The following is a 22,864-nucleotide window of genomic DNA, read 5'->3' as shown; positions in this document are numbered from 1 at the left end:
TCTCTATTTAAAGATATTGATATGTGGAGCACAAATCTCACCCCTTCATTATTACACTTTTTTAGTGCTAGCTGCTTCTATCTAGTTTTGCTTATAAGCTGTATAGTTCAGTTAGCACATACTACCTTAAATTGTTATACCTTTATTTTAATTTTGATATTAATCATTGAATGGTGGCGTAGTATTTGTTATTTCAAAACCATCAAGGGCGAATTGGCGCTATTTGAGTACATAAATCAAATTTATTGGCACAAACAACGTTGGTATCTAATGCGAAAACCATTGTTGTTACGTTATATGATGATTATCGATTTAAAATCACGTCATAACGGTAAAAGACAAGTACTGTTTTTGATGATAGATAACCTTGCGCCTAATGATTGGCGCACACTTCGTTATCATTTTAAAAAGATTGATTTAGCAAAATAGGGGATTAAAAATGATTTTACGCATAGTATCAATTCAGACGTAGTATTAATAAAAACACAATATCAATAAAAACCAGCATTAATGCGATTTTTTAATCCAATATTCAAATGGAACGGATTCAATCTGCAAGTTAACTAACTCGTGATCCATATGCCGACAAAAGCTAGGAATATCACGCGTTGTAGCCAAATCATCAGCAACCACGTGTAATATTTGGCCAACGGATAATTCCCTGATCGCTTTACGAACAAGCATAATCGGTTCAGGACAACGTAAGCCCAGTGTATTTAATTCTTTATCAACAATCATAATTATCGTTAATAAAAATAATTAAAGTAACAAATTAGCTAAATAATGAGGTACTGCATCATCAGCATTAGAGCCAATAACTTCCAGTTCAGGTAACAGTGCTTTAAGCTCAGGACTCGCATCTTTCATAATACAACCCTTACCGGCCATTTTTAGCATCTCATAATCATTCATACCATCACCAAAAGCAATACTGTCTTTAAGCTGATAACCTAAGCTTTCAACAACTAACTTTAATGCACTACCCTTGGTCACATTTTCGGCCATAACTTCAAGGCAGTTTGCGGTTGAAAATGCGATACTAACTCTATTGCCGAACTGTTTTTCAATTTGGTGTTTCAATTCTACTAAATGACGATTATGTGCAATATCAGATGTTGTAAAATAAATTTTCGCAATATCATCCGTTTCAAAATCAGTTGGCTCGAAAAATTGATATTTAAATTGCGTATCAACAAAAAAGCTTAGTGAATAGGCATCAGGTCTATTAATTAACCAATCATCTCCACGAAACACATGCGTATAAATATATGGACTATCTTTGCAAATTTGTGCCAACTCACTAGCCGTATTAGGTTCAAAGCTACGACTAAAAACTAAATTTCCTCTACTATCGTGAACTCTTGCACCATTTGAAGTAATCATAAAAGCATCGATTTCCATATTTTTACGCATTTGAGCAACATCAATATGATGTCGACCAGTGGCAAAAGCAAAATGAATCCCCATTTCTCGTAATGCTTGAAGAATTTTTTTAGTAAATGGTGATAAGCTATGTTCGGTATTTAATAAAGTACCATCCAGATCAGAAGCGACAAAATGAAACATGATATTCTCAACTTTTATAATAATTGGTGATTCGAGTAATTATACTTTGCCATGAGTTAATTAATTCAATACAAAGTCATAAAATATGGTAGCGTATGATACAACTCCATCGCTATTTACTCAACTAATTGCGGAGTAATAAAAATCACTAATTCGCGTTTTTGATGTTTTTTTGCGTTATGTTTAAAAACATTACCTATAATCGGCAAATCCGCAATACCTGGTACTTTGTTTTTTCCATTACTACTAACTTGCTGAAAGATGCCACCCAATACTACCGTTTCACCACTTTTAACTTTTACTTGTGTTTTAATTTCTTGTGTTTCAATAGCTAAAGCTTCCCCGCCATCACGGCGTTTTATTGAACGACCAGCAGTGTTTTGCGTGATATATAGATCCAATATCATCTGATTTTCGGCAACGATTTTCGGCGTAACTTCTAACCCTAGCACTGCTTGTTTGAATTCAATAGACGTAGAACCATTACCACCATTCGATACTTCGTAAGGAATTTCCGTTCCTTGCTTAATTGACGCCATATTTTGATTTGCTGTTAATAAATTGGGGCTAGCAATAATTTCCAACTGATTTTCGGATTCTAATGCCGAAAGTTCCAAATTTAACAAACTACCCGGACGTTTAGCTAAATTAAACCCGACTGAAGACGAAGGCTGAGCCACACCAAGATCAATATCCAACTGATTAAAAAATTGTGAAGATTTACCGGAATATCCCCATTTGATTCCTAATTCCTGCATACTCTCATCACTCATCGTTACAATATGGGCCGAAATATGAACTTGTGGAATGGGTTGATCTAAAGTTTTAACTAACTTTTTAATATCAGCAAATTGCTTAGTTACATCGGTAATCAGTATTGAATTGGTTCGCTTATCAACCATCACCTTTCCTCGTCCTGATAACAATCCTTGCTGTTGAATAGTTTCAATTAAATTATTAGGATCAGCATGATTGATCGGAATTGTTAACAAATTCAACGGTTCATTCAACTCCTGTTCCTGCTGTTCTAATAACTCTTTTTGCGCTAACTGTTCCGGAGCAACATATTTAGAGACAAATAAGATATTGTCTTCAGTTTCGGCTTGTAAATTTGCAGAATTTAATACAATGTTTAATGCTTTTTGCCAATCGACATTCAGAAGCTTAATGGTTTGCTTAGTCGATATATCATCCTTCATTACCAAATTCATCTGCTTATTATCAGCCAGTGCCTGCAAAATAATCGCAACATCTGTTTGATAAAAATTTATTGAAATAAGATTCTCTGCTTCATTCGTTGTTGATGTTATAGGAGCAGCTAAGCACGGTATTGAGAGAAGGATGAAAATAAGTAAAATCATCAAGCATAGTTGCCTTAATTTTTTTACTAATTGGTTGACTAATTGACCAAATATTTGGTTGGCTTGATTCATTAATTACCACCTTAAATACATATAAATCTTATTTTGTTAATGGCATGGTCCATAACACTTTATGATTGCAATATGCAGGTAGATTTGCTTGCCATAAAATCTTATCGCCTAGTACCGCTTGAATTGTCCACGGAAACAAAATATGTGGCAGATTATTATCGGTAATCGCTAACCAATCCCTATCGGCAGAAAGCCATATTTGCTGATAACCACTATTAACGCCCTGAATGGTGCCTTTAAATTGCCATACTTTGATCTGCTTAGTTAAAAGATCAGTCTGTTCTTGGCAATTAAGCTCTGTCGTCGGCAAAAAAGGATCGCGCCTAATATTCTGATCAGCATAAATTTTGCAATAACAGATCATTAATAATGTAAGTGCAATTAAATGGCGATTCATTGCATATCCTCTTCTTAAAACAGTAAACTAAATCTAATTTGCAAATAAGTATCCTGTTTAGCAATAGAGAGATTTTGAAAGTTCAAAAAATAAAAATTGTTATTAAAATCAGTAATAAAATGCATAAAATCGACAAACTGACCATTCAGTTCTATTTCCCAATAAGTTGCCGAATCATTTTGCTGATGTTTGAACGAGGCTAACCTTAATTGATTACGATCAATAGCTTTGGCAAGTTCATGCTCAGTTATTAACGTTAAAGAACTGTTTTGAGCCATCTGATAACGTTCAAATTTTGCTTGAAGCATTTCAATTTCAGCTTTTTTTTCTTCATACAAGATCATTTGTTGCTCAACCTGTTGATTTAAATCCTGAATAAAAAATTGATAACCAATAAAAAACAGCGTTGACGTTAACAACACACAAATAAAATATTGTTGCCAAATGGATATATTAAAAAAAGTGCTATTCATTCAATTCAATATCCATCTGAAACAATAAATTTTCATGACTATTTTCGATATTCTTTACTTGGCTTTTCTTCACTGAATAATTCGCGGAAAGTAGCTGGTTAAAATTGATAATATCTACATAATTGACACTCCCCCCAGTAATTTTTATTTTTGGCGGTTCATATGTGTACAAATTTAGCCAAATCGTTGCCGGCAGTTTTTCTGAGAACATCTTTAGTGATTGTTCGATCTGTTTCTGGCTGGGAGATGGATTAGGAATATATCCTTTTGATTTTATCGTCAACTCTTGTTGCAATGCTTGCTGTTCTAATAATTGTTGAGAATAGAGATCAAAGTTTGATTGAGCGTTTATCAACAGATAAAAAAAATAACAGATCATTACCCCAATCAAACTAACCACAAAAAGAAGTAACCGGAATTGTTGCTGTTTCGCCTTTTGCTCGCGCCAAGGTAAAAAGTTAAATGAATTATTTTCAAAGTGACTGCCCACAAATAATAAAGTCAATCCATATTTTCGCGACAAATCTAACCAATAATTAATGATATCCCGCTCACAAACCGCGATTATCAGAGCTTTAGGCGAACTGAGTAATGAAACAAAATCAAAAAAAAGAAGATTACTAGATTGTTGAAAGAGTTTATAAAGAGAGGCTTGAACATATAGGACTAATTCGGTTGCCGTCAATTCGATATCAGGATAAGCGATTTTCTGATACCTCACATAATTATCACTTAACTTTAGTTCAATTGCGGTTAATCTAGACAATTGCTGTTTTAGATTCTGTATAAACTGATCGATATCAGCCAAATCTTGATAAGCAATATCAATAAAATTTTTATTGTGACTTTCTTTTTTGCGCGTTTTTACTTCTATTATTTGATAGCGCAATTGGTTTGGCTCGAGACAAATCACTAATCGACTTTTATCAAAAATCATCATTTCTAGCTTAAATAGGTTGATTTACAATATCACCCAATCTTAGTCATAAAGATTGCGATACAAACCAACAAATGCCTTTTTTGTGAGGTATTATCCAAAAAACGACTAAAATTACACCGAACAAAGCTAAATTTTGGGAAAAATGAAAAAAAAGGTTGACTCAAATAAGACACGCCTTATAATGCACATCCACACGGTAAGGGTGATTAGCTCAGTTGGGAGAGCACCTCCCTTACAAGGAGGGGGTCACTGGTTCGAACCCGGTATCACCCACCAATTCTTACCGTGAAGTTTTTCGAAAGAAACACTTGGGGTGATTAGCTCAGTTGGGAGAGCACCTCCCTTACAAGGAGGGGGTCACTGGTTCGAACCCGGTATCACCCACCACTTACTACTTATTTTATGGGTTGTTAGCTCAGTCGGTAGAGCAGCGGACTTTTAATCCGTTTGTCGAGCGTTCGAATCGCTCACGACCCACCATTTTCTCTCTATTCAAAAAAACGAGAACTAATCAAGTATATTAATTAATAGCAATACTAATAATCCTCGACATTATGTTTGAACCCCTTTTGAACAACACATAGAGTTGATATTAAAGATACCATTTCAAGTCGCTGGCATACAATGCGCTAAATAGTCAAGCTGATGCCTCAACCTTTTTCCTATTTTTTATAAAATATAACGCTAAAAAAAACCTATCGATTATTTTGTAAACTTACTTATAAAAAATAAATCTATTAATGGTTATATTGTTGTTCAACCATTACTAACCCTTTGTTGTAACGAGACTACTAAATACCTAATAAAAATTAATATTGATCTTACTATTATGTTTAAATATTTGTTGCTCAGTTATTACTGATGATCCACCAAAACTTAATTTCGTAGCGACATATCGAAAAGCTACAGAATAAAACGCTCCAGAAGCTCAATAGTAAATTGCGCTAATGCTTGTTTATGGCAAAATTGCTGGCAAGCAGGTATTCAAAATGGCTAAACAAGGAACAATCGATAGCCAAGCGTAAAAAAATGAACCTAATTATAGTTTAGCTAAAAATGGTTTGGAAATGCCGCTAATCAATATTACTTAGGTGCTCTACATAGTTTAGCGATGCTCTATCATAATGAGGAAGATACTAGACAAAATTATCTAAAAGGTATCGAGTAAAATACTAAAGCGGTTAACAAAAACAAGCAGCATACTCAATACTCTTTAACAAAAATCTATCATCAAGGTAATGGCGTAAAACAAAACTATTTCAAAGCTCGACAACGGTACGCCAAAACCACAGCACAATATAATCTCGATGCCAAGAAAACAGAGTGGTAGTACTTCACAAAAGTGCAAGTGATTATCAAAAAAAACATACTGCTATTGCCTTAAGGCAATAGCATTAATAAAACAACTACAGTGTTAAAGCTTCAGACCATAACCTAATGGATAAAGTGCTTGCATATCATTAGGCAAATCAGAAGATTGTTTTAAAACGCTATCCATTGAGTCTGGTAGTGCAAACGGTAATTTAGCGTTATATGGATTGCTATCGAATAATCGGTTAAATAACACCTCATCTTTTACCCCAAAATTGGCAATGACAGCCTTAGCGGTTTGTTTTATTGGCGTCAAAACTGCCGGTCTATCTAAATAGATAGTGACAACAACGGGACGTTTTTTACTGGCTTCATTAATAAATTGGATATCTTTATCATCGGCAGCAAATTCTAATGAACCTTCATGATATCTGGCACCAAAAAAGTAATTTTTGTGTTTCTGTTCATAAGGTGCATTTAACCGAGCCACCACTACATCAGCTTGCTCTAACTTATCAACAATAGTAGCTTTATCTTTGAGGCTATTTTTAACGTCATCAGTAAAACCATATAAATAGACTTTACTTTTAGCTTGTAATGGTAATGTTTTATCTCTATTTTCTAATAAAACCAATGAATCAAATTGCGCTTTGTCAGCTACTTTTTGGAAATCTTGATTACCGACAAAATGACTCGCCTGATTAGGATCGACATAAGGGTTTTCAAATTGACCTAACTTAAATTTTTGCGTCAAAATGGCTAAAACAGCACTATCGATAGTCTTTTCGTCCAATTTATTACTTTTCACCGCGGAGACAATAACCGAACTATCACTCACACCACCAAATTGTTGGACACCCGCTTGGATTGCTTTGATAAACCGTTGCTCTACAGTCAGATCTTCAACTCCCCACGACATACCTTCTGCTTTAAGAGGAACATCTGGCGGATTGCCATTGATACACATCTCATTACAATCTTTGGTGATATTCCAATCACTAATAATCACCCCATTAAATTTATAGGTATCACGTAAAAGATCTTTTAATAAATAGCTATTAAAACCACCGCCAACCTGTTCGATTTTGTGACCATTAAATTCGGCATTTTTTAAGATGGAATAAGTCGGCATTACAGCAGCCACATTAACCTCGAATGCGCCAATAAATGGAATGATATGTTGTTGCAAACTATCTTTTTGGGTATAAAGGGCATATTTTCCATAAGCACTATGGCTATCAAAGCCATTTTCGGCAGCGCCATAACCAACCCAATGTTTAACCACTGCCGCCACACTTTGTGAATTTAACCCCTGTTTTCCATTTTGCACACCTGCGATATAACCACGAACCATGCTTTTACTCAGCAAAGGGTCTTCGCCAAATGTTCCTTCAAAACGAGACCAACGAGGTTCGGTTCCCAGATCGGCCATAGGTGACAGCGCTTGGGTTATCCCTAATGAACGGTACTCTTGTCGGATGATATCGCCATACTCATTAATTACCAATTCATCGCCAATCGCCGCCATTCCTAAAGTGCCAGGCCATTGACTAAAACCGGCTTTACTTGTCACTTTATTGCCATAATAGAAGGTATTTCGCGGATCAACACTTATCGTTAAAGGAATCGCCAAACGGGAGGACTCTGCAATTTGTTGTAATTGATTATTCTGTTCAGCAAAATCCTTAGGACTGACTTCCAGACGAGTAATTAAACTATTTACTTTATCGTCAAGCACCAACTGTTTAATTTTTTCAAAATTATACTTATCACCATGGCCAAGCTCATCGCCGATACTTTTAGCATTGCCATGCATCATTAATCCAGCTTTTTCTTCTAACGATAATTTTGTCAGTAAATCTTGGGCACGAACTTCAGGAGACAAACGCCAATCTTCAAAAGGAGATAATTTATCATCGCGATCAAAGTCCTTAAACTCTAGATTATCAACCACAATTTTTTTTAATTGCTGACTTTTTAGCTCGGCTTGTTCAATAGCTAGGGCTTGCCCGGCAACCAGTGTTGCGCTAACCAACAGTGTCAACTTTACTATTTTATTTGTCATATGAACTCCTTATCTGATTACATCATATCCTATTAAGTTTGAACGCATTACCCGCCGACTAAGTTATAGTTATTTGGTTATAGTTATTTGGTTATAGCTACTTAGTTGTATTTAGTTAGCTAGAGTCACTTGACTTTATTTGCTTGACTGTATTTATTTAACTGAATATATTCAACTACAGTTATTTAGCTATGGTCACTCTGCTAGAGTTTTTAACGGTCTTTGGCAAATTTAGAGCAAAAAAAACCTAAACACTTTACATACAAAGTGTTTAGGTTTTGCCTGAATAAGTAGCAATAAACAAATGGCTAAGTAAACAGTAACAATCCAAACTGTTACTAAATAACTTAACACTAAGCAGATATCAGTAAAAATAGAAAATCTGATAATTGTGATGAGTATCACGTTATGTAAGCAATTAACGATGAACAAGAATTAATGAGTGGATTAATTAAAAAATATGGCGCCCAAAGCACCACATTTATTGACCAGATATTACATAAAAGATAAGTCGATAAGCAATATAAAACATTACTAGTCCAACAACTGTATCCAATATAACCCACATTCTTTTCTGTTTAAATAGTGGGGTAAGTAGCCTGGCGCCATATCCAATACCAAAAAACCAGATAAATGAAACACAAACCGCACCGATTAAAAACGCCCATTTTTGATCAGTCGACAAAGTACCAGCAACTCCACCAACAATAACAACCGTATCTAAATAAACATGCGGATTAAGTAAAGTCACAGCTAGGGTCGATAATACAACTTTAGCTAAAGAATTTTTCTGCGGTTGTGCTGAATCCACTTGCATACTGCTATTGCCCTGCACTGCGCTTTTAAATGCATTAAATCCATACCAAAGCAAAAATAATGCTCCAAAAATGGCAAGCGTATTGGTTATTAAAGGATTACGTTCAATAAAAGAACCTACCCCCCAAATACCGATCGTCATTAAACTAAAATCACAAAAAAAGCAGATGGCAGCAACAAAAAAGATATGATTTTTTAATAACCCTTGCTTAAGCACAAACAAATTTTGGGCTCCAATAGCAATAATCAAACTCGCTGAGATCATCGCGCCACGTAATATTTCAGTTAGCATTTAACTTAATTTCCTAAAAAAATAAAAAATATTATACAAAAAGTTATTAAATTTTATATCAATATAAAAACCGATGGTTATTACTCATTTATAAAAAAACGGTTATGATAATCCCACTTGGTAATTGAATTTATTGCTAATAAAATTAAAAAAGTACAAGGATATCTGATGATAGTCGAATTTTTAATCTTTTTAAGTATAGGCGCATTTGCAGGATTACTGGCAGGTATGTTCGGTGTGGGTGGCGGTGCTTTGATTGTACCTGCATTAATTATGGTACTTGATTACTTTGGTCACGGTGGGCTGTGGATAAACCATATCGCAGTTGCCTCATCGCTTGCGACCATTATTGGTACTAGCTTATCATCAAGTTGGGTTCAGAATAAAAATCATAATATCGAGTGGTCGATTTTAAAGAAGATGTTGCTAGGTTGTATTATTGGCACCATTGGTGGATCATATATGACACCTTATATTCCCGGTATTTGGCTGAAATGGATTTTTATCGTTTTCCTTATCTACACCGGTAGTAAATTTATCCTCAAAACGGGCAAGGTAGCCGAAAATAAGAATGTTCAAGCTGTATCACTCCATAATGTAGTTTATGTCAGTATTGGAGGTCTAATTGGTGTATTTGCTGCATTAGTTGGTGTGGGTGGAGGTGTATTAGTGGTGCCCTTTTTAAAGAAGTGCGGGGTAAATATGCGAAAAGCCATCGGAACATCGGCAGCTTTTACTCTACCTGTTGCTCTCGGTGGGAGCATTGGTTATATCATCGCTGGATGGGATATTAAGGCGTTACCGGAATATAGTTTAGGTTTTATCTATTTACCAGCAGTACTATCAATTATGTTAGCTAGCATACCAATGGCAAAAGTGGGGGTGCAAATTGCCCAACGTTTATCGATAAATAAATTAATTAAATATTTTGGTACTTTTCTGTTATTGATTGCGATTAAGCTTATAATTTCCTAATTAATAGGTTCTAGCGTTTGTTCAACTTTTTAGATAGGTTTTAAGACCTATCTAGAAAATTCGATGAGTCCTGAACGTTTTATTCATCTTGATTGTTTCATTTCCGAGAGCACGTCAATGCAGATAGTATAAGTAAATACCCTTAACAATCACTTGTATCGTAGAATTATTTATCTCAATGCGATCATCTTCGTTTAGCTCAGATGTTAAGATTTTTTTCAGAAACATCAGCATGGTACCTTCCATGTTTGTTTTGAAAATTAGTTTTTATGTTTCATAATCGCTTGAATTTGCGGAGGATTAAAAGGTTTAAACAAGCTATTCCTCAACTTTTTAATGATTAAAATTTTTCGAAAAATAATGACTATATGCGTTATCAGGTATAAAAAATCATTCTATAAAGTTATCGACTGATTTTTACTTTATGTTGTAATTATTCGACACCAATAAGAATTACAACTATTTTCACCAACACCACTTGCAGCCTTAGAGATTACTCACCTAAAAATAATACCCTGAAATTACCCATTTTATCAGTTCGTTTGACGCTATTAGTCAAATATCATCTTTTATTTAAAATGAGATGACATTGCAATATTTTTTATCCTTCTCTGCCTTGATTTAAAATTAAAGACAAAAAGTATAGGTTAAGTGGCAGAAACACAGCCCCCCTTGCCATTCTCGTAAATTGACTTATCATTACCAATTGTACCATTGTGTGCACGGAAAACAAACTGCCTTCCAAAATCATTAGCATCAGAAACCCAGTAACCTAAAGGGGTGTCGAAATTAGCTCCTGAGTAATATTACATGCCTCCCTACTCAGAATAGAATCCAGCGCCAATGATACGCTGGTATAGGTTATTCGGTGGTGTTGGCGTGGTACCAACACCGACTCTACAAAAAGTACCCAACGCTAGTCCCTGGCAAGAAGCATTAGTTAAATCCTTCAACCGCGAAAGATGGTACCTATTTTATTACAGCAAGAAAGTGTATCATAATAACCAAATCCCCCAGGACCAAGATTGACGAACCATTGCTTTAACTGAAAACCATACTTAATCATAACATTGCCATGAGCGTTTTTAGCTAATAACTCGAAAGTTTGCGACAATACTGGATTAGGTATAGTACCCGGCTCCTCAACTTTTCATTGAGATGGTTTCACTACCGGACTGGTTAACGTGACACAGGCACTTTTACTTGCTGAATTGGTCATAGTAGCATTTATACTACCTATTACTTTGGCGTAATTATCAATATGGTTTAAAACAGGTAATAATAAAGTAATAGCAATGGTACGAATTAATATATCCCCCTAAATAAGAATATAAGCTAGAAGATCTTTGTTAACTTTAAAATAACCTTTAAAGGATAGAAGCAACACAATAAATGCGCTTACATCGACAAGTGAGACTAACAATAGAATAAATTTGTGTTTTTTTAATAATTTATATTGCAATAACGTTTATAGTTATTTAATTAGTTGCTTGGCACTTCTGATTAATATTTTGCAGAAGTTTGTACAAATTATAAAACAGACCGCAATTGGCGACCTATTTTATAATTTAATTAGGAGAGATTTATTTTACTTGTTTAACCGCTAAGCCTAATTGCCATACTGCCATCGCATAATGGGTACTGTGGTTGTAACGGGTGATGACATAGAAATTAGGTAAGCCATACCAAAATTGGTAACTATCTCCTGTGTCTAGCCGTAATAAACTGACAACTTTATGACCATCTATTGAGCTTTTGGGTTTTAGACCTGCTTTGGCTAAATGTTGAACTCGGTATTTAGTGTGAAACCCCGTATCGAGCTCAAGTGCTTGACCATCAACAACTACAGCGACTTTGCTATCACGTTGCCAACCATGTGCCTTGAAGTAGTTGGCTATACTGCCGATGGCGTCAACCGGATCCCATAAGTCTTTATGACCATCATGGTTAAAGTCGACCGCATGATTTCTAAAGGCAGATGGCATAAATTGACCATAACCCATTGCCCCCGCAAATGATCCACTTAAATCAAACGGATCAACTCCCTCATCACGGCACATGACTAAGAAGTCTTCGAGTTCATCAGCAAAGTATTGTGATCGTCTTGGGTAATAAAATGCCAGAGTAGATAAGGCATCAATAATCCTTGTTTTGCCCATCACTTTACCCCACCTGGTTTCAACACCTATGATACCAACGATGATTTCGGGAGGAACGCCATATTCTTGGTAAGCTCGATTGAGTTCTTTCTCATATTTTTTCCAAAAATCAACTCCGGTGTTTAAGTTATCTGGTGTGATGAACTTATTTTTATAGCGCGTCCAAGCACCATTAGGTACGTTCAATGAGCTTGATTTTGGTGCTTGTTGATCCATTAACCTAATCACTGAGTCGAGTTTATTGGTTTGCTGGAGAACATTTTTAAGTTGTTGACGATTAAAGCCATGTTTCTTAACCATCATATTGATAAATTTTTCTTTATCGACTGTTAAGTTTGTGCTATTTGCTTTCGGCTTTTCGTGTTGTTTTTCTAAATAAAAGCCACCTTTTACATTCGACTGGCCTCGGTGCTGCTGCATCGGTGATTTCATTGCCCCACCAGTTGAGCATCCGATAAGCCCGAAAATCATTATGATACAAATAACGATATTTTGCATAAATCATCCACGAATTGAATAAGTTAAAAAAGCACTATATTAAATTATTTATTGTTATTTAACAATGTTTTGGCACTCTTTCCCGCCGGATATTAGCGCAATATTGTTTAAGGTGGTATCAGAAATATTTAATAATGCTTCTTGGGTTAAAAATGCTTGATGACCAGTAAAAATCACGTTATGACAAGCTGAGAGTCGACGAAATACATCATCTAAAATGACATCATTGGATTTATCTTCAAAAAATAGATCTCGTTCGTTTTCATAAACATCCATACCTAAAGCGCCAATTTTGGTCTGTTTTAATGCATCAATCGCAGCGGTTGCATCTAATAATCCTCCACGGCTAGTATTAATAATCATTACACCATTTTTCATTTTGTTAAATGAATCTTTATTGAGTAGATGATAATTTTCCGGTGACATTGGGCAATGTAAAGTTATTACATCTGATTTGGCATAGAGTTCGTCCAATTGAACGTACTGAGCACCTAATTCGACAACGACATCATTTGGATAGGGATCATAAGCCAGAATATTCATGCCAAATCCTTTTAGAATACGGATCACCGCTTGACCGATTTTACCTGTGCCAATCACTCCGGCAGTACGGTTGTGCATGTTAAAACCTGTTAGACCATCTAAAGAAAAGTTAGCATCGCGCGTACGCTGATAAGCCTTGTGAGTTCGGCGATTTAATGTCATCATTAAAGCAACAGCATGTTCAGCAACCGCTTCCGGCGAATAGGCAGGCACACGAACAACAGTGATTCCTAATTTTTTGGCTTCTGCCAGATCAACGTTATCAAAACCAGCACAACGTAATGCTAAGATTTTGATGCCATAATGGGCTAATTTTTGTAGCACAGCTCTATCAACTTCGTCATTAACAAATACACAAACTGCATCATACCCTTGGGCAGTAACAACCGTTTTGTGGCTTAATTTGTGCTCGTAATATTCAATATCGAAACCAAAGTGTTTGTTGGCGATTTCGAGATGTTCTTTGTCGTAATGTTTACTGCTAAAAACAGCAACTTTGACTGTTCCTTTCATACTATGCCCCCCTTGTAGGCGATTAATTGATGTATTGTTTAAGCTTTACGATGATCGAAACACATTGCTTACTTGATATTCTGACAACAATAAATGTTGAATGTTGATTAAATACTTGCCTTGAAATATTGGTTTCTAAAAATCCACATATAGTAAAACGCGTAATGCTAGCTTTAGCAATTATTTTTTTTATTAGTGTGCTATCATAGCACTTTGCTATAAAACTCACCAATAATGTTAAATAATGAATAAACAATTAACCCACGCTTTCTTGAATAAAAAAATGTTAATGTGTGTTTATACTGGCTTCTGTTCCGGATTACCATTTTTCTTTATTATTCAATTAATCCCTGCATGGTTAAAAGTAGGCGGCGTTGATATTAAAACAATTGGCGCTTTAACCCTTACCCAACTACCTTATTTATTAAAATTTCTTTGGGCTCCCTTATTGGATCGATTCTCTCCTTTTTCATTAGGATATCGCAAAGGATGGCTATTATTAACGCAAATTGGTTTATTGTTAATTATGCCAATTTACGGATTTTTAATACCAAGCAAAAATATAGATATAATTGTAATATTAAGCTTATTGACCGCTTTTATTTCTGCTACACAAGATATTGCTATAGATGCATATCGAAGAGAAATTTTAAATGATGATGAACTTGGCAGTGGTAACAGCATACATATTAATATTTACCGTATTGCTGGATTCATCCCGGGGGGACTATCACTGATAATTGCTGATTACTTTTCATGGATTGAAGTATTTATTTTCACAGCAACATTTATTCTTCCTATGATAATAATTACCTTCATGTTGAAAGAACCGTCACACACTCTTACAATTTCTCCTCATAAATCTGTTTTTAAAGAATCAACTTCAGAATTTGTTGATCGTTTAAGTTTATCCAAAGCACTATTCGTACTGGCTTTTGTTGCGTTATATAAATTAGGAGATAGTCTTGCAACCTCCCTTGCTACTCCTTTTTATTTAGATATGAATTTTGAATTAAAACATATTGGTACAGTGGCCAAAAATGCAGTTGTATGGCCTAGCCTTTTGGGTGCGCTCATTGGTGGTATTATTATTTCTAAATTTGGTTTAAACCGTGCTTTATGGATTTCAGGTTTTATCCAGATGTTTTCTATTCTAGGATTTGTATTCTTGTCTTATCAAGGTCCATTCCTTACAATAAATTATGTAAAACTATTTATATTAGCAACAGTTATCAGTTGTGAGTCGATTGGTGTTGGAATGGGAGCAACCGCACTTGTTACTTATATTTCGAAAAATACCAGCCCGTTATATACTGCAACTCAATTCGCATTATTAACAGGTTTTTCCGCAATTCCTAGAACATTAATTAATTCCTTATCAGGGGTTTTAACTGCATATCTAGGTTGGACAAATTTCTTTTGGCTATGCTTTATTTTAGCCATCCCCGGAATGATGCTATTATTCAAAGTAGCACCATGGAATTCAAAATCTTAGGAGACTTTATGGACAAACTATCTTTAGCTTTCGAGTTTAGACACGCTTGTAAAAGGTTTGATGAATCGAAAAAAATTAATCATACCGATTTTGAGACGATTTTAGAGGCTGGTCGTTTATCGCCTTCATCATTTGGTCTGGAACCTTGGCATTTTGTAGTTGTCGATAATGCAGATATCAAAGCAGAGTTACGTGCAGCTTGCTATGACCAAGAACAAGTCACGAGTTGTTCGCATTTTGTGATCTTACTTTATCGTAAAGCAAATAACTTCACTTTACAAAGTCCTTATTTGCGTCAAGCAATAGCAAGAATAGTGCCAGATCAAAATGATGAAACAGCTATTGATATCGCTAGCCAAGATTTTCTTAACTACATTACCCATGGTTTAGGTGAAGGATTAAGTACTAACCACTGGTCAGAAATGCAAGGTTATATCCCCGCTGCAAATATGATGACCGCCGCAGCCTATCATGGTATTGACTCTTGCGCACTTGGTGGGTTCCAATATCCTAAAGTGCTGAGCATTTTAGAAAAACATATTCCATCATTTAGTAGTGAAGTTTTTGGGGTGGGGCTATGTTTAGCGTTTGGTTATCGTATTGATGAGCAGCCACCACATATTCGTTGGTCACTGCAAGATGTAACGACTTACTTATCTTAATTTCAGTTATCTGCCTTCTGTCGCCTTTTGGCGGCATGAAGGTTGAATAATTAATGTGACTTATTTTGATGTATGATTTGACACTTGAGCAAATATCTAAATCCTTCCTAAATAAACTCAATTCTTAATAAGAAACTTTTCGAGTTACACATCATCAATGTATCGCTTTATTGAATATAACATTTCTGGTAACTAATTGATTATAGATAATTGTATTTCAATTTTGGGTAAAAAGTTAATCGTGTTATTTAGACCAGATAGCGTAGCATCCTCAAATGAGTAAATACCGATAGCGCTTAAAAACTCTTGTTGAACTTTTAAAGTCACGCTAAAAACAAAATTGTAAAAAAATAAATTAAGTTATATAAGGTCAATGAACTATCGAAAATACAATAGTATAGCGCATTACTTAACGTAATTATCTTCACCTATTGCTACAATAAACAATTTTTTTACACGAATATGATTGATAATGTTAGACTTATCAACTATAAATTGCGTTATTTATAATTGATTCAGCCAGAAAATAAGAAGGATAAAAAATGAAAACCAAACATGCCCGTCTATTAATTTTAGGGTCAGGACCTGCTGGCTATACCGCAGCAGTTTATGCTGCACGAGCAAATTTATCTCCGGTATTGATCACTGGCTCTCAGCAAGGTGGCCAACTCACCACGACTACCGAAATCGAAAACTGGCCAGGGGCAGATCCTGAATTAACTGGTCCTGATCTTATGGTAAAAATGCAACAACATGCCGAACGATTTAATACCGAAATCATTATCGATCACATTGACAGTGTTGATTTTAGCCAAAAACCATTCAAACTTTTTGGGGGCGATACCGAATATAGTTGTGATGCGTTAATCATTGCCACTGGTGCATCTGCACAATATCTGGGGTTACCTTCTGAAGAAGCATTTAGAAGCAAAGGTGTATCAGCCTGTGCAACTTGTGACGGCTTCTTTTATCGAAATCAAAAAGTGGCCGTTGTTGGTGGCGGTAATACTGCTGTCGAAGAAACTCTTTATTTAGCTAACATTGCTAGTCAAGTGCATTTAATCCATCGTCGCGATAGCTTTAGAGCAGAAAAAATCTTAATGGATCGCTTGGCAGAAAAAGTGAAAGAAGGTAAAGTCATCTTACATACTCATCAAGTCATCGATGAGATCCTTGGTGATAATATGGGGGTAACCGGGGTTAGATTGCGAAGCAGTCAAGATGCTAATCTTACTGAAGAACTTTCAGTAATGGGAGTATTTATTGCCATTGGTCATAAACCCAATACCGCTATTTTTGCCGGTCAACTTGAACTTGATAACGGTTATATTAAAGTAAAATCCGGTACACAAGGTAATGCAACACAAACCAGTGTTGAGGGAATTTTTGCTGCGGGTGATGTTATGGATCATATTTATCGACAAGCAATCACTTCAGCTGGAACGGGATGTATGGCAGCCTTAGATGCCGAACATTATTTAGATAACTTAAAATAAAAGTAACTAAATTAAATGTCATTAGATAAAAATCGTCAAACTTATTTACTCAGTTGGTTAAAACAACACACCAAAAAGCATAAGTCAGATTTGCGTGCTTCAGTTCTATCTGGCTTTTTGCTGTGTTTATTAATGATTGCTCAAGCGGCATTATTGGCAATTATTCTACAAAAGTTAATCATTGATCAGACCGCTTTTTTGACGGTTCTTCCCTATTTTTTATCTTTAATCGCCATTTTATTCGCTCGGGGCTTGCTTATTTATCTTCGTGAGAAGATTAACTTTGCCCTCGGGCAAAAAATCCGTCAACAAATTCGGCAAAAAATTATCGATCAGTTTGAATTGTTTGGTCCTGGGTATTTAAATCAAAGCACAACCGGCGCTTGGAGTACATTAGTCATTGAGCAAGTCGATAATTTACATGATTTTCTTGCTCGTTACTTACCGCAAATGCGCTTAGCTAGTATGGTGCCGCTATTAATCTGTATTGCCGTCTTTCCGTTTAATTGGGCGGCGGCTGTTATTTTGCTGGGTACTGCACCACTAATTCCTATTTTTATGATTTTAGTTGGAATGGGAGCTGCGGATATTAATCGTCGTCACTTTAAAGCACTAGCTTATTTAAGTGGACACTTTTTAGATCGCCTAAAGGGACTTAGTACCATTCGTTTATTTAATCAGGGTGAACAACAAACCGAACAAATTGCCCATGCCTCTGAAGATTTTCGGGTAAAAACCATGCAAGTATTAAAGATGGCGTTTTTATCATCAGCAGTTTTGGAATTTTTTACCTCGATTTCGATTGCCATTGTGGCGGCCTATTTTGGGTTTTCTTATTTAGGGGAGTTTGATTTTGGCGCTTACAACGGTACCGTTACCCTATTTGCAGGATTCTTTGCCTTAATTTTAGCACCAGAATATTTTCAACCACTGCGTGATCTTGGTGTCTATTATCATGCCAAAGCTGAGGCCATTGCCGCGGCAGACAATATCGAAACATTTTTAAATAAAAAGTTGCCACTGGATAATGGTCAACAAAAAAAAACAATTAATCAATCATTATCAAGTAGTCCTTCTGAAATAAGCGTCTTAAATACCATTGAAGCAGAAGATCTTATCGTGTTATCTAACGAAGGTATGCCAATAGTTGGTCCGCTTAGTTTTTCACTACAGGCACCATTTAAATTAGGGTTAATTGGTACTAGTGGTGAAGGTAAAAGCTCGCTCATGCAGGTATTACTGGGATTTTTACCTTATCAAGGTTCACTAAAAATTAATAATATTGAATTTAATCAACTTGATTTGACTAGTTGGCAACAACAGATCAGTTGGATTGGGCAAAATCCTTATTTAATTAATGGCTCGATTAGAGAAAATATTCTTCTCGGTAAACCAATGGCAACCGACAATGAACTTAACGAAGTCATCGGCAAAGCACAATTGGCCGATGTTATTGCACAATTACCAGATGGCGTTGATACGCAAGTAGGTGAAGATGCGGTAAGGCTATCCGTCGGACAAGCCCAACGTATCGCCCTCGCCAGAGCAATGCTAAAACCTTGTCAATTACTAATTCTTGATGAACCAACCGCCAGTTTAGATAAGCAGACAGTCCAAAAGTTAGCGCCCTATCATATTGCGACCAATAGTATCACTATCACTCATCAACATGATGATATGCAGGATTTTGACCAAGTTTGGAGACTGTCGAATGGACAACTTTACGCCATTAAGGAAAGTTTATGCTAACGCTATTACGCCCCTATATTGCACTTTATAAGCACTATTTTTGGCAAATTGTTATTGGACTGAGCTTAGCTATTCTGACGTTATTTGCCAGTGTCTTTTTACTTTCTTTATCAGGTTGGTTTTTAGCGTCCACCGCAGTGGCTGGTGTTGCGGGGTTATATACATTTAATTATATGTTACCCGCTGCCGGCGTGCGCGCCGCAGCCATTGTGCGAACGACATCGCGTTATGCTGAACGTTTGGTCGATCACAATACTACATTTAAAATATTGGCGTATTTAAGAACGCTAGCATTTAGCAAGATTCTACCATTGAGCGCCAACCAATTAGCTCAATATCAAAAAGCCGATCTGCTTAACCGTTTTATTGTGGATATTGATGCGCTTGATCATCTCTATTTAAAACTGTTTTCACCGATTGTGACGGCACTAATCATTATTGTGATGCTATTTGTCGGATTGAGTTATATTAACCTACCTATCGCCTTAATCATCAGCATTGTATTAACTATTGCGTTACTTGCCATTCCGGTGATCTTCTATCATGCCGGAAAACAGTTAGGTGAAACTTTAGCTAAACAGCAGAGTGAATATCGAGCGTTATTAATTAACTATCTTCAAGGCCAAGCTGAACTGACTTTATTTAATGCACAAGATCGTTATCGAGTAAAATTGAACCAACTTGAATCAGACTGGCTTTATCATCAACAAAAACAATCCACTTTAGTGGCTCTCTCTAGCGCACTTGTGGTATTGATAGCCGGATTTTTAACTTTGTTGGTGCTTTGGCTTATCACCCACTACACATTATCGCCTTTAGTTGCCCTATTCGTATTTGTCTGCTTGGCTAGTAGTGAAATTTTGGCTCCTATTCCCACCGCATTTATCTTTTTAGGCCAAGTATTAGCATCAGCAAAACGTACTACTGCTTTATTTAATCAAACGCCCGATATCAAATTTACCGAGCAAGGTAAAGTAATAGATTTAACCACTGCCAAACTACAATTTAATGACATTAGTTTTAGCTACCCAAATCAACCATTTGCGGTCTTAAATCACTTTTCATTAACCATTGAAGCTGGCAAACATATTGGCTTAATCGGCAAAACCGGCTGTGGTAAATCCACATTACTTAATTTAGTCACTCGTACGTGGGATCCTACTTCGGGTAATATTTTTATTAACGATACACCGATTAATCAACTAGACGAGCCAACTTTGCGTAAAGTAATTGCCGTAGTACCGCAAGTGATTACTATTTTTAGTGATACGTTGAGGAAAAATTTGTTAATCGGTGATCCAAAGGCTTCAGACCAACAATTAATCGATGTTTTACAGCAAGTTGAACTATCAAAATTGCTATCAACTGAGCATGGATTGAATTTGCCTTTAGGACAAGGTGGGCGTTCTCTATCGGGTGGTGAAATTCGACGTATCGGTATTGCCAGAGCATTATTGCATAACTCACCATTAGTCCTAATGGATGAACCAACCGAAAGTCTTGATCATCAAACGGAACAACAGATTATTCAACTTATAAAACAAACCTGCCAGAATAAAACCTTATTGATGGTAACTCATAGATTAACTGATAATCCATTATTTGATCAGGTGATTGAGTTGTAAGTTTTGGATGATAATAGGGTTTTAAGCGATTGTGGGGTTTCTAAAAAAACCCCGCTCCGGAAAATTCTCTATCCTAGGGATTAAGCTCTGAGCGCAAAGCTGATACACATAGACCACCGTGATTATAGTCCAGTCCAAAACTGTTCACAAAACCACTACTAGAGGAAACAACGAACTGTTTATTGCTAGTTGCAGGATCACCAGTCCAGTAAGCATGATCGCCATAGTCAAAATTTGCATTGTCATAATAGAACATATAACCCCATTCTGAAAAAAAACCGCCGTTGATCATACGTTGATAATTATTGTTAGGTGATGATGGAGTAACGCCAACAGAATTCTTACAATGGGAACCTGAGCCAACACCTGTACAAGATGCATTAGTTAAATCCTTAACCTCTGGAAGACGATAACCAATATTCCTACACCAAGATGACTGGTTGTCAGCTTTAGCTTTTACTGTACCTCGATTAATGAACCATTGTTTTAGCTCAAATCCATACTTAACTACCACATTATCATGGTTATCTCTACCAACTAACTCAAATATTTGCGGTAATCTTGGCCTAGTTAGGGGTGTTGGTGAATCTGATTTCCATTGAGGTTCATTGGCAACAGGACCGGTTAATTTAACTCTTACTAGGGTACCTGTCGAATCTGGTTCCATCGTAGCTTTAATACCATTAAGCTCGACCGTTCTCCAATTCAATGGACCACTACCTGCGATCTTTAAATCAAAATATAAATTGTTAGCAGCCGTAGTCGGGAAATTTAAGTAATACCGAGAAGGAACAAAAGATTGCGGGATAAAACCCTCTTTTTCATTCCACATTGAGGCTGAACCGCGGAAATCGACGCCTGCAACTTCCGTAGTTGAACCGAATTTTGTATTAGGTTTTACAAAACACACCTTTGGCGTGTCCTTAGGCTTAATATAGTAAATCACATTACTTCCACTAAAGTTACTACTCTTAGGAACGCCATATAGGGTATTTAATGTTCCATTGGTAGTTGTCAATGTGAGTTTATAAGGTGCGTTACAGTTTGTCAGTGCATCACTACGGGCTACAGTTAGATTATTTTTATCCACGATGGATAAACTCAAATTACCACTGACTGAAATTCCATCCCTTCCTTGACCATCGCCATCATCATCGCCCCAATAATTATTAGGTGAACCGATAAGGGAATTTAAGGTGATCGAATTGGCGTTGAGGGGAACTAACATAGCAACATCAGCAAAACTCTCACCAAAATTTGGTAACTCTATTGGTGTAGTTGACGAATTATTTGTTGCGGGCGTAAATTTAGTTCCATCGGATAAGGTTATCCAAAGCAGACCTTCAGTATTTACAACACGAGTGCGGCCACCATCGAAGGTTAGAAACGGGGGATTACCTTGAATAAAATTGGATGTTTTGGCGGTTAATGCCTGACTATAATTTGAAGTTAAAATTAATAAAATAAGCAATATGACTAAAAAGATCCGTTGAGCTAAAAAAGATCCTAGGAACCATTTGATCCGAAAATCTGAAATTTGATGAAAAAATAAATTATCGTAAAAAACAGAACTTTGATGATAAAAATTTGATGAAGTTAGATCATGGGTTGAGCAGATTGGCTGTTGGCTGTTGGCTGTTGGCTGTTGAAAATTATAATGCATTTCGACATTCCTGTCAATTAATATTTTGTTTTATTTGAATTTATTCCCTTCAATCAGTTTGCTTTATAGCCGAATTGAAGATGAGGGAATTATAATGACTTGAAAAAACCACGCAACTGATTTAGAAATTTAAATTGTTAATTTTTGTAAAAATTCGCTTTTAGTTATTTTTTCCTTCACAGTTTTAATGATA

Annotated in this window: 19 protein-coding genes and 3 tRNA genes; 10 read left to right on the top strand and 12 right to left on the bottom strand. The window is 35.9% G+C overall.

All coding sequences use genetic code 11. The annotated features are described in order from the left end of the window. Positions 1 to 21 precede the first annotated feature (21 nt). A complete protein-coding gene (locus DKK79_RS04055; protein ID WP_034882460.1) occupies positions 22 to 429 on the top strand; it encodes a protein YgfX in 408 nt (135 codons plus the stop codon). 78 nt (positions 430 to 507) lie between these two features. Here DKK79_RS04055 and tusA read toward each other — a convergent pair whose 3' ends face one another. The 6 genes from tusA to DKK79_RS04025 form a co-directional block, all read right to left on the bottom strand. After that, the gene (gene tusA / locus DKK79_RS04050; protein ID WP_034882458.1) at positions 508 to 738 is read right to left on the bottom strand and encodes a sulfurtransferase TusA; all 231 of its coding nucleotides are present in this window, start codon (positions 736 to 738) and stop codon (positions 508 to 510) included. A gap of 21 nt (positions 739 to 759) precedes the next feature. After that, a complete protein-coding gene (locus tag DKK79_RS04045; protein ID WP_110422944.1) occupies positions 760 to 1,566 on the bottom strand; it encodes a Cof-type HAD-IIB family hydrolase in 807 nt (268 codons plus the stop codon). A gap of 116 nt (positions 1,567 to 1,682) precedes the next feature. Continuing rightward, positions 1,683 to 2,999 carry a secretin N-terminal domain-containing protein gene (locus tag DKK79_RS04040; protein ID WP_110422943.1) on the bottom strand — a complete coding sequence of 439 codons (1,317 nt, stop codon included), beginning with the start codon at positions 2,997 to 2,999 and terminating at the stop codon, positions 1,683 to 1,685. A gap of 28 nt (positions 3,000 to 3,027) precedes the next feature. After that, positions 3,028 to 3,396, bottom strand: a complete 369-nt coding sequence (locus tag DKK79_RS04035; RefSeq protein ID WP_110422942.1) for a hypothetical protein — start codon at positions 3,394 to 3,396, stop codon at positions 3,028 to 3,030. 14 nt (positions 3,397 to 3,410) lie between these two features. Continuing rightward, positions 3,411 to 3,869, bottom strand: a complete 459-nt coding sequence (locus DKK79_RS04030; RefSeq protein ID WP_110422941.1) for a hypothetical protein — start codon at positions 3,867 to 3,869, stop codon at positions 3,411 to 3,413. After that, complete coding sequence (locus DKK79_RS04025) at positions 3,862 to 4,806, bottom strand: hypothetical protein (RefSeq protein ID WP_110422940.1); 945 nt, start codon at positions 4,804 to 4,806, stop codon at positions 3,862 to 3,864. The genes DKK79_RS04030 and DKK79_RS04025 overlap by 8 nt, the downstream gene beginning before the upstream one ends. A gap of 203 nt (positions 4,807 to 5,009) precedes the next feature. Between DKK79_RS04025 and DKK79_RS04020 the strand changes: the two genes are divergently transcribed. The 3 genes from DKK79_RS04020 (at position 5,010) to DKK79_RS04010 (ending at position 5,289) form a co-directional block, all read left to right on the top strand. After that, positions 5,010 to 5,085: transfer RNA gene (locus DKK79_RS04020), tRNA-Val, on the top strand. A 35-nt stretch (positions 5,086 to 5,120) separates the two neighbouring features. Further along, positions 5,121 to 5,196, top strand: a tRNA-Val gene (locus tag DKK79_RS04015). A 17-nt stretch (positions 5,197 to 5,213) separates the two neighbouring features. Continuing rightward, positions 5,214 to 5,289: transfer RNA gene (locus tag DKK79_RS04010), tRNA-Lys, on the top strand. A 934-nt stretch (positions 5,290 to 6,223) separates the two neighbouring features. Here DKK79_RS04010 and DKK79_RS04005 read toward each other — a convergent pair. Continuing rightward, the gene (locus DKK79_RS04005) at positions 6,224 to 8,185 is read right to left on the bottom strand and encodes a glycoside hydrolase family 3 protein (RefSeq protein ID WP_110422939.1); all 1,962 of its coding nucleotides are present in this window, start codon (positions 8,183 to 8,185) and stop codon (positions 6,224 to 6,226) included. A gap of 481 nt (positions 8,186 to 8,666) precedes the next feature. Continuing rightward, on the bottom strand, positions 8,667 to 9,293 hold the full coding sequence (locus tag DKK79_RS04000; RefSeq protein WP_110422938.1) for a LysE/ArgO family amino acid transporter: 627 nt from the start codon (positions 9,291 to 9,293) through the stop codon (positions 8,667 to 8,669). Between the two features lie 168 nt (positions 9,294 to 9,461). On the opposite strand from DKK79_RS04000, the gene DKK79_RS03995 reads away from it, so the two are divergent. Further along, the gene (locus tag DKK79_RS03995) at positions 9,462 to 10,268 is read left to right on the top strand and encodes a sulfite exporter TauE/SafE family protein (protein ID WP_034882445.1); all 807 of its coding nucleotides are present in this window, start codon (positions 9,462 to 9,464) and stop codon (positions 10,266 to 10,268) included. A gap of 818 nt (positions 10,269 to 11,086) precedes the next feature. Here DKK79_RS03995 and DKK79_RS14680 read toward each other — a convergent pair. From DKK79_RS14680 to DKK79_RS03985, 3 genes are all read right to left on the bottom strand, one after another. Continuing rightward, positions 11,087 to 11,221: a hypothetical protein gene (locus tag DKK79_RS14680; protein WP_258363432.1), complete on the bottom strand. Its 135-nt coding sequence runs from the start codon at positions 11,219 to 11,221 to the stop codon at positions 11,087 to 11,089. Between the two features lie 630 nt (positions 11,222 to 11,851). Continuing rightward, complete coding sequence (gene mltB / locus DKK79_RS03990; protein WP_110422937.1) at positions 11,852 to 12,925, bottom strand: lytic murein transglycosylase B; 1,074 nt, start codon at positions 12,923 to 12,925, stop codon at positions 11,852 to 11,854. 54 nt (positions 12,926 to 12,979) lie between these two features. Further along, positions 12,980 to 13,981 (bottom strand): 2-hydroxyacid dehydrogenase, encoded by a 1,002-nt coding sequence (locus tag DKK79_RS03985; protein WP_110422936.1) that lies wholly within the window; start codon positions 13,979 to 13,981, stop codon positions 12,980 to 12,982. Between the two features lie 244 nt (positions 13,982 to 14,225). On the opposite strand from DKK79_RS03985, the gene DKK79_RS03980 reads away from it, so the two are divergent. The 5 genes from DKK79_RS03980 (at position 14,226) to cydC (ending at position 21,008) form a co-directional block, all read left to right on the top strand. Then, positions 14,226 to 15,476, top strand: coding sequence for an AmpG family muropeptide MFS transporter (locus DKK79_RS03980; protein WP_220018997.1), 1,251 nt, complete (start codon positions 14,226 to 14,228; stop codon positions 15,474 to 15,476). An 8-nt stretch (positions 15,477 to 15,484) separates the two neighbouring features. After that, complete coding sequence (locus DKK79_RS03975; RefSeq protein WP_181415224.1) at positions 15,485 to 16,138, top strand: NAD(P)H-dependent oxidoreductase; 654 nt, start codon at positions 15,485 to 15,487, stop codon at positions 16,136 to 16,138. A 542-nt stretch (positions 16,139 to 16,680) separates the two neighbouring features. Continuing rightward, a complete protein-coding gene (gene trxB / locus DKK79_RS03970; RefSeq protein WP_110422934.1) occupies positions 16,681 to 17,634 on the top strand; it encodes a thioredoxin-disulfide reductase in 954 nt (317 codons plus the stop codon). Positions 17,635 to 17,649: 15 nt separating this feature from the next. Next, on the top strand, positions 17,650 to 19,383 hold the full coding sequence (gene cydD / locus DKK79_RS03965; protein WP_110422933.1) for a heme ABC transporter permease/ATP-binding protein CydD: 1,734 nt from the start codon (positions 17,650 to 17,652) through the stop codon (positions 19,381 to 19,383). After that, the gene (gene cydC / locus DKK79_RS03960) at positions 19,377 to 21,008 is read left to right on the top strand and encodes a heme ABC transporter ATP-binding protein/permease CydC (protein WP_110422932.1); all 1,632 of its coding nucleotides are present in this window, start codon (positions 19,377 to 19,379) and stop codon (positions 21,006 to 21,008) included. The genes cydD and cydC overlap by 7 nt, the downstream gene beginning before the upstream one ends. A 73-nt stretch (positions 21,009 to 21,081) precedes the next feature. On the opposite strand, the gene DKK79_RS03955 is transcribed toward cydC, so the two are convergent. Next, a complete protein-coding gene (locus tag DKK79_RS03955; protein ID WP_110422931.1) occupies positions 21,082 to 22,671 on the bottom strand; it encodes a hypothetical protein in 1,590 nt (529 codons plus the stop codon). Between the last annotated feature and the right edge of the window lie 193 nt (positions 22,672 to 22,864).

This window comes from Gilliamella apicola (assembly GCF_003202915.1).
In the GTDB taxonomy this organism is placed as follows: Bacteria; Pseudomonadota; Gammaproteobacteria; order Enterobacterales; family Orbaceae; genus Gilliamella; species Gilliamella apicola_Q.
The sequence above is the reverse complement of the archived record's forward strand: the minus strand, read 5'-3'. Positions and strand labels throughout refer to the sequence as shown.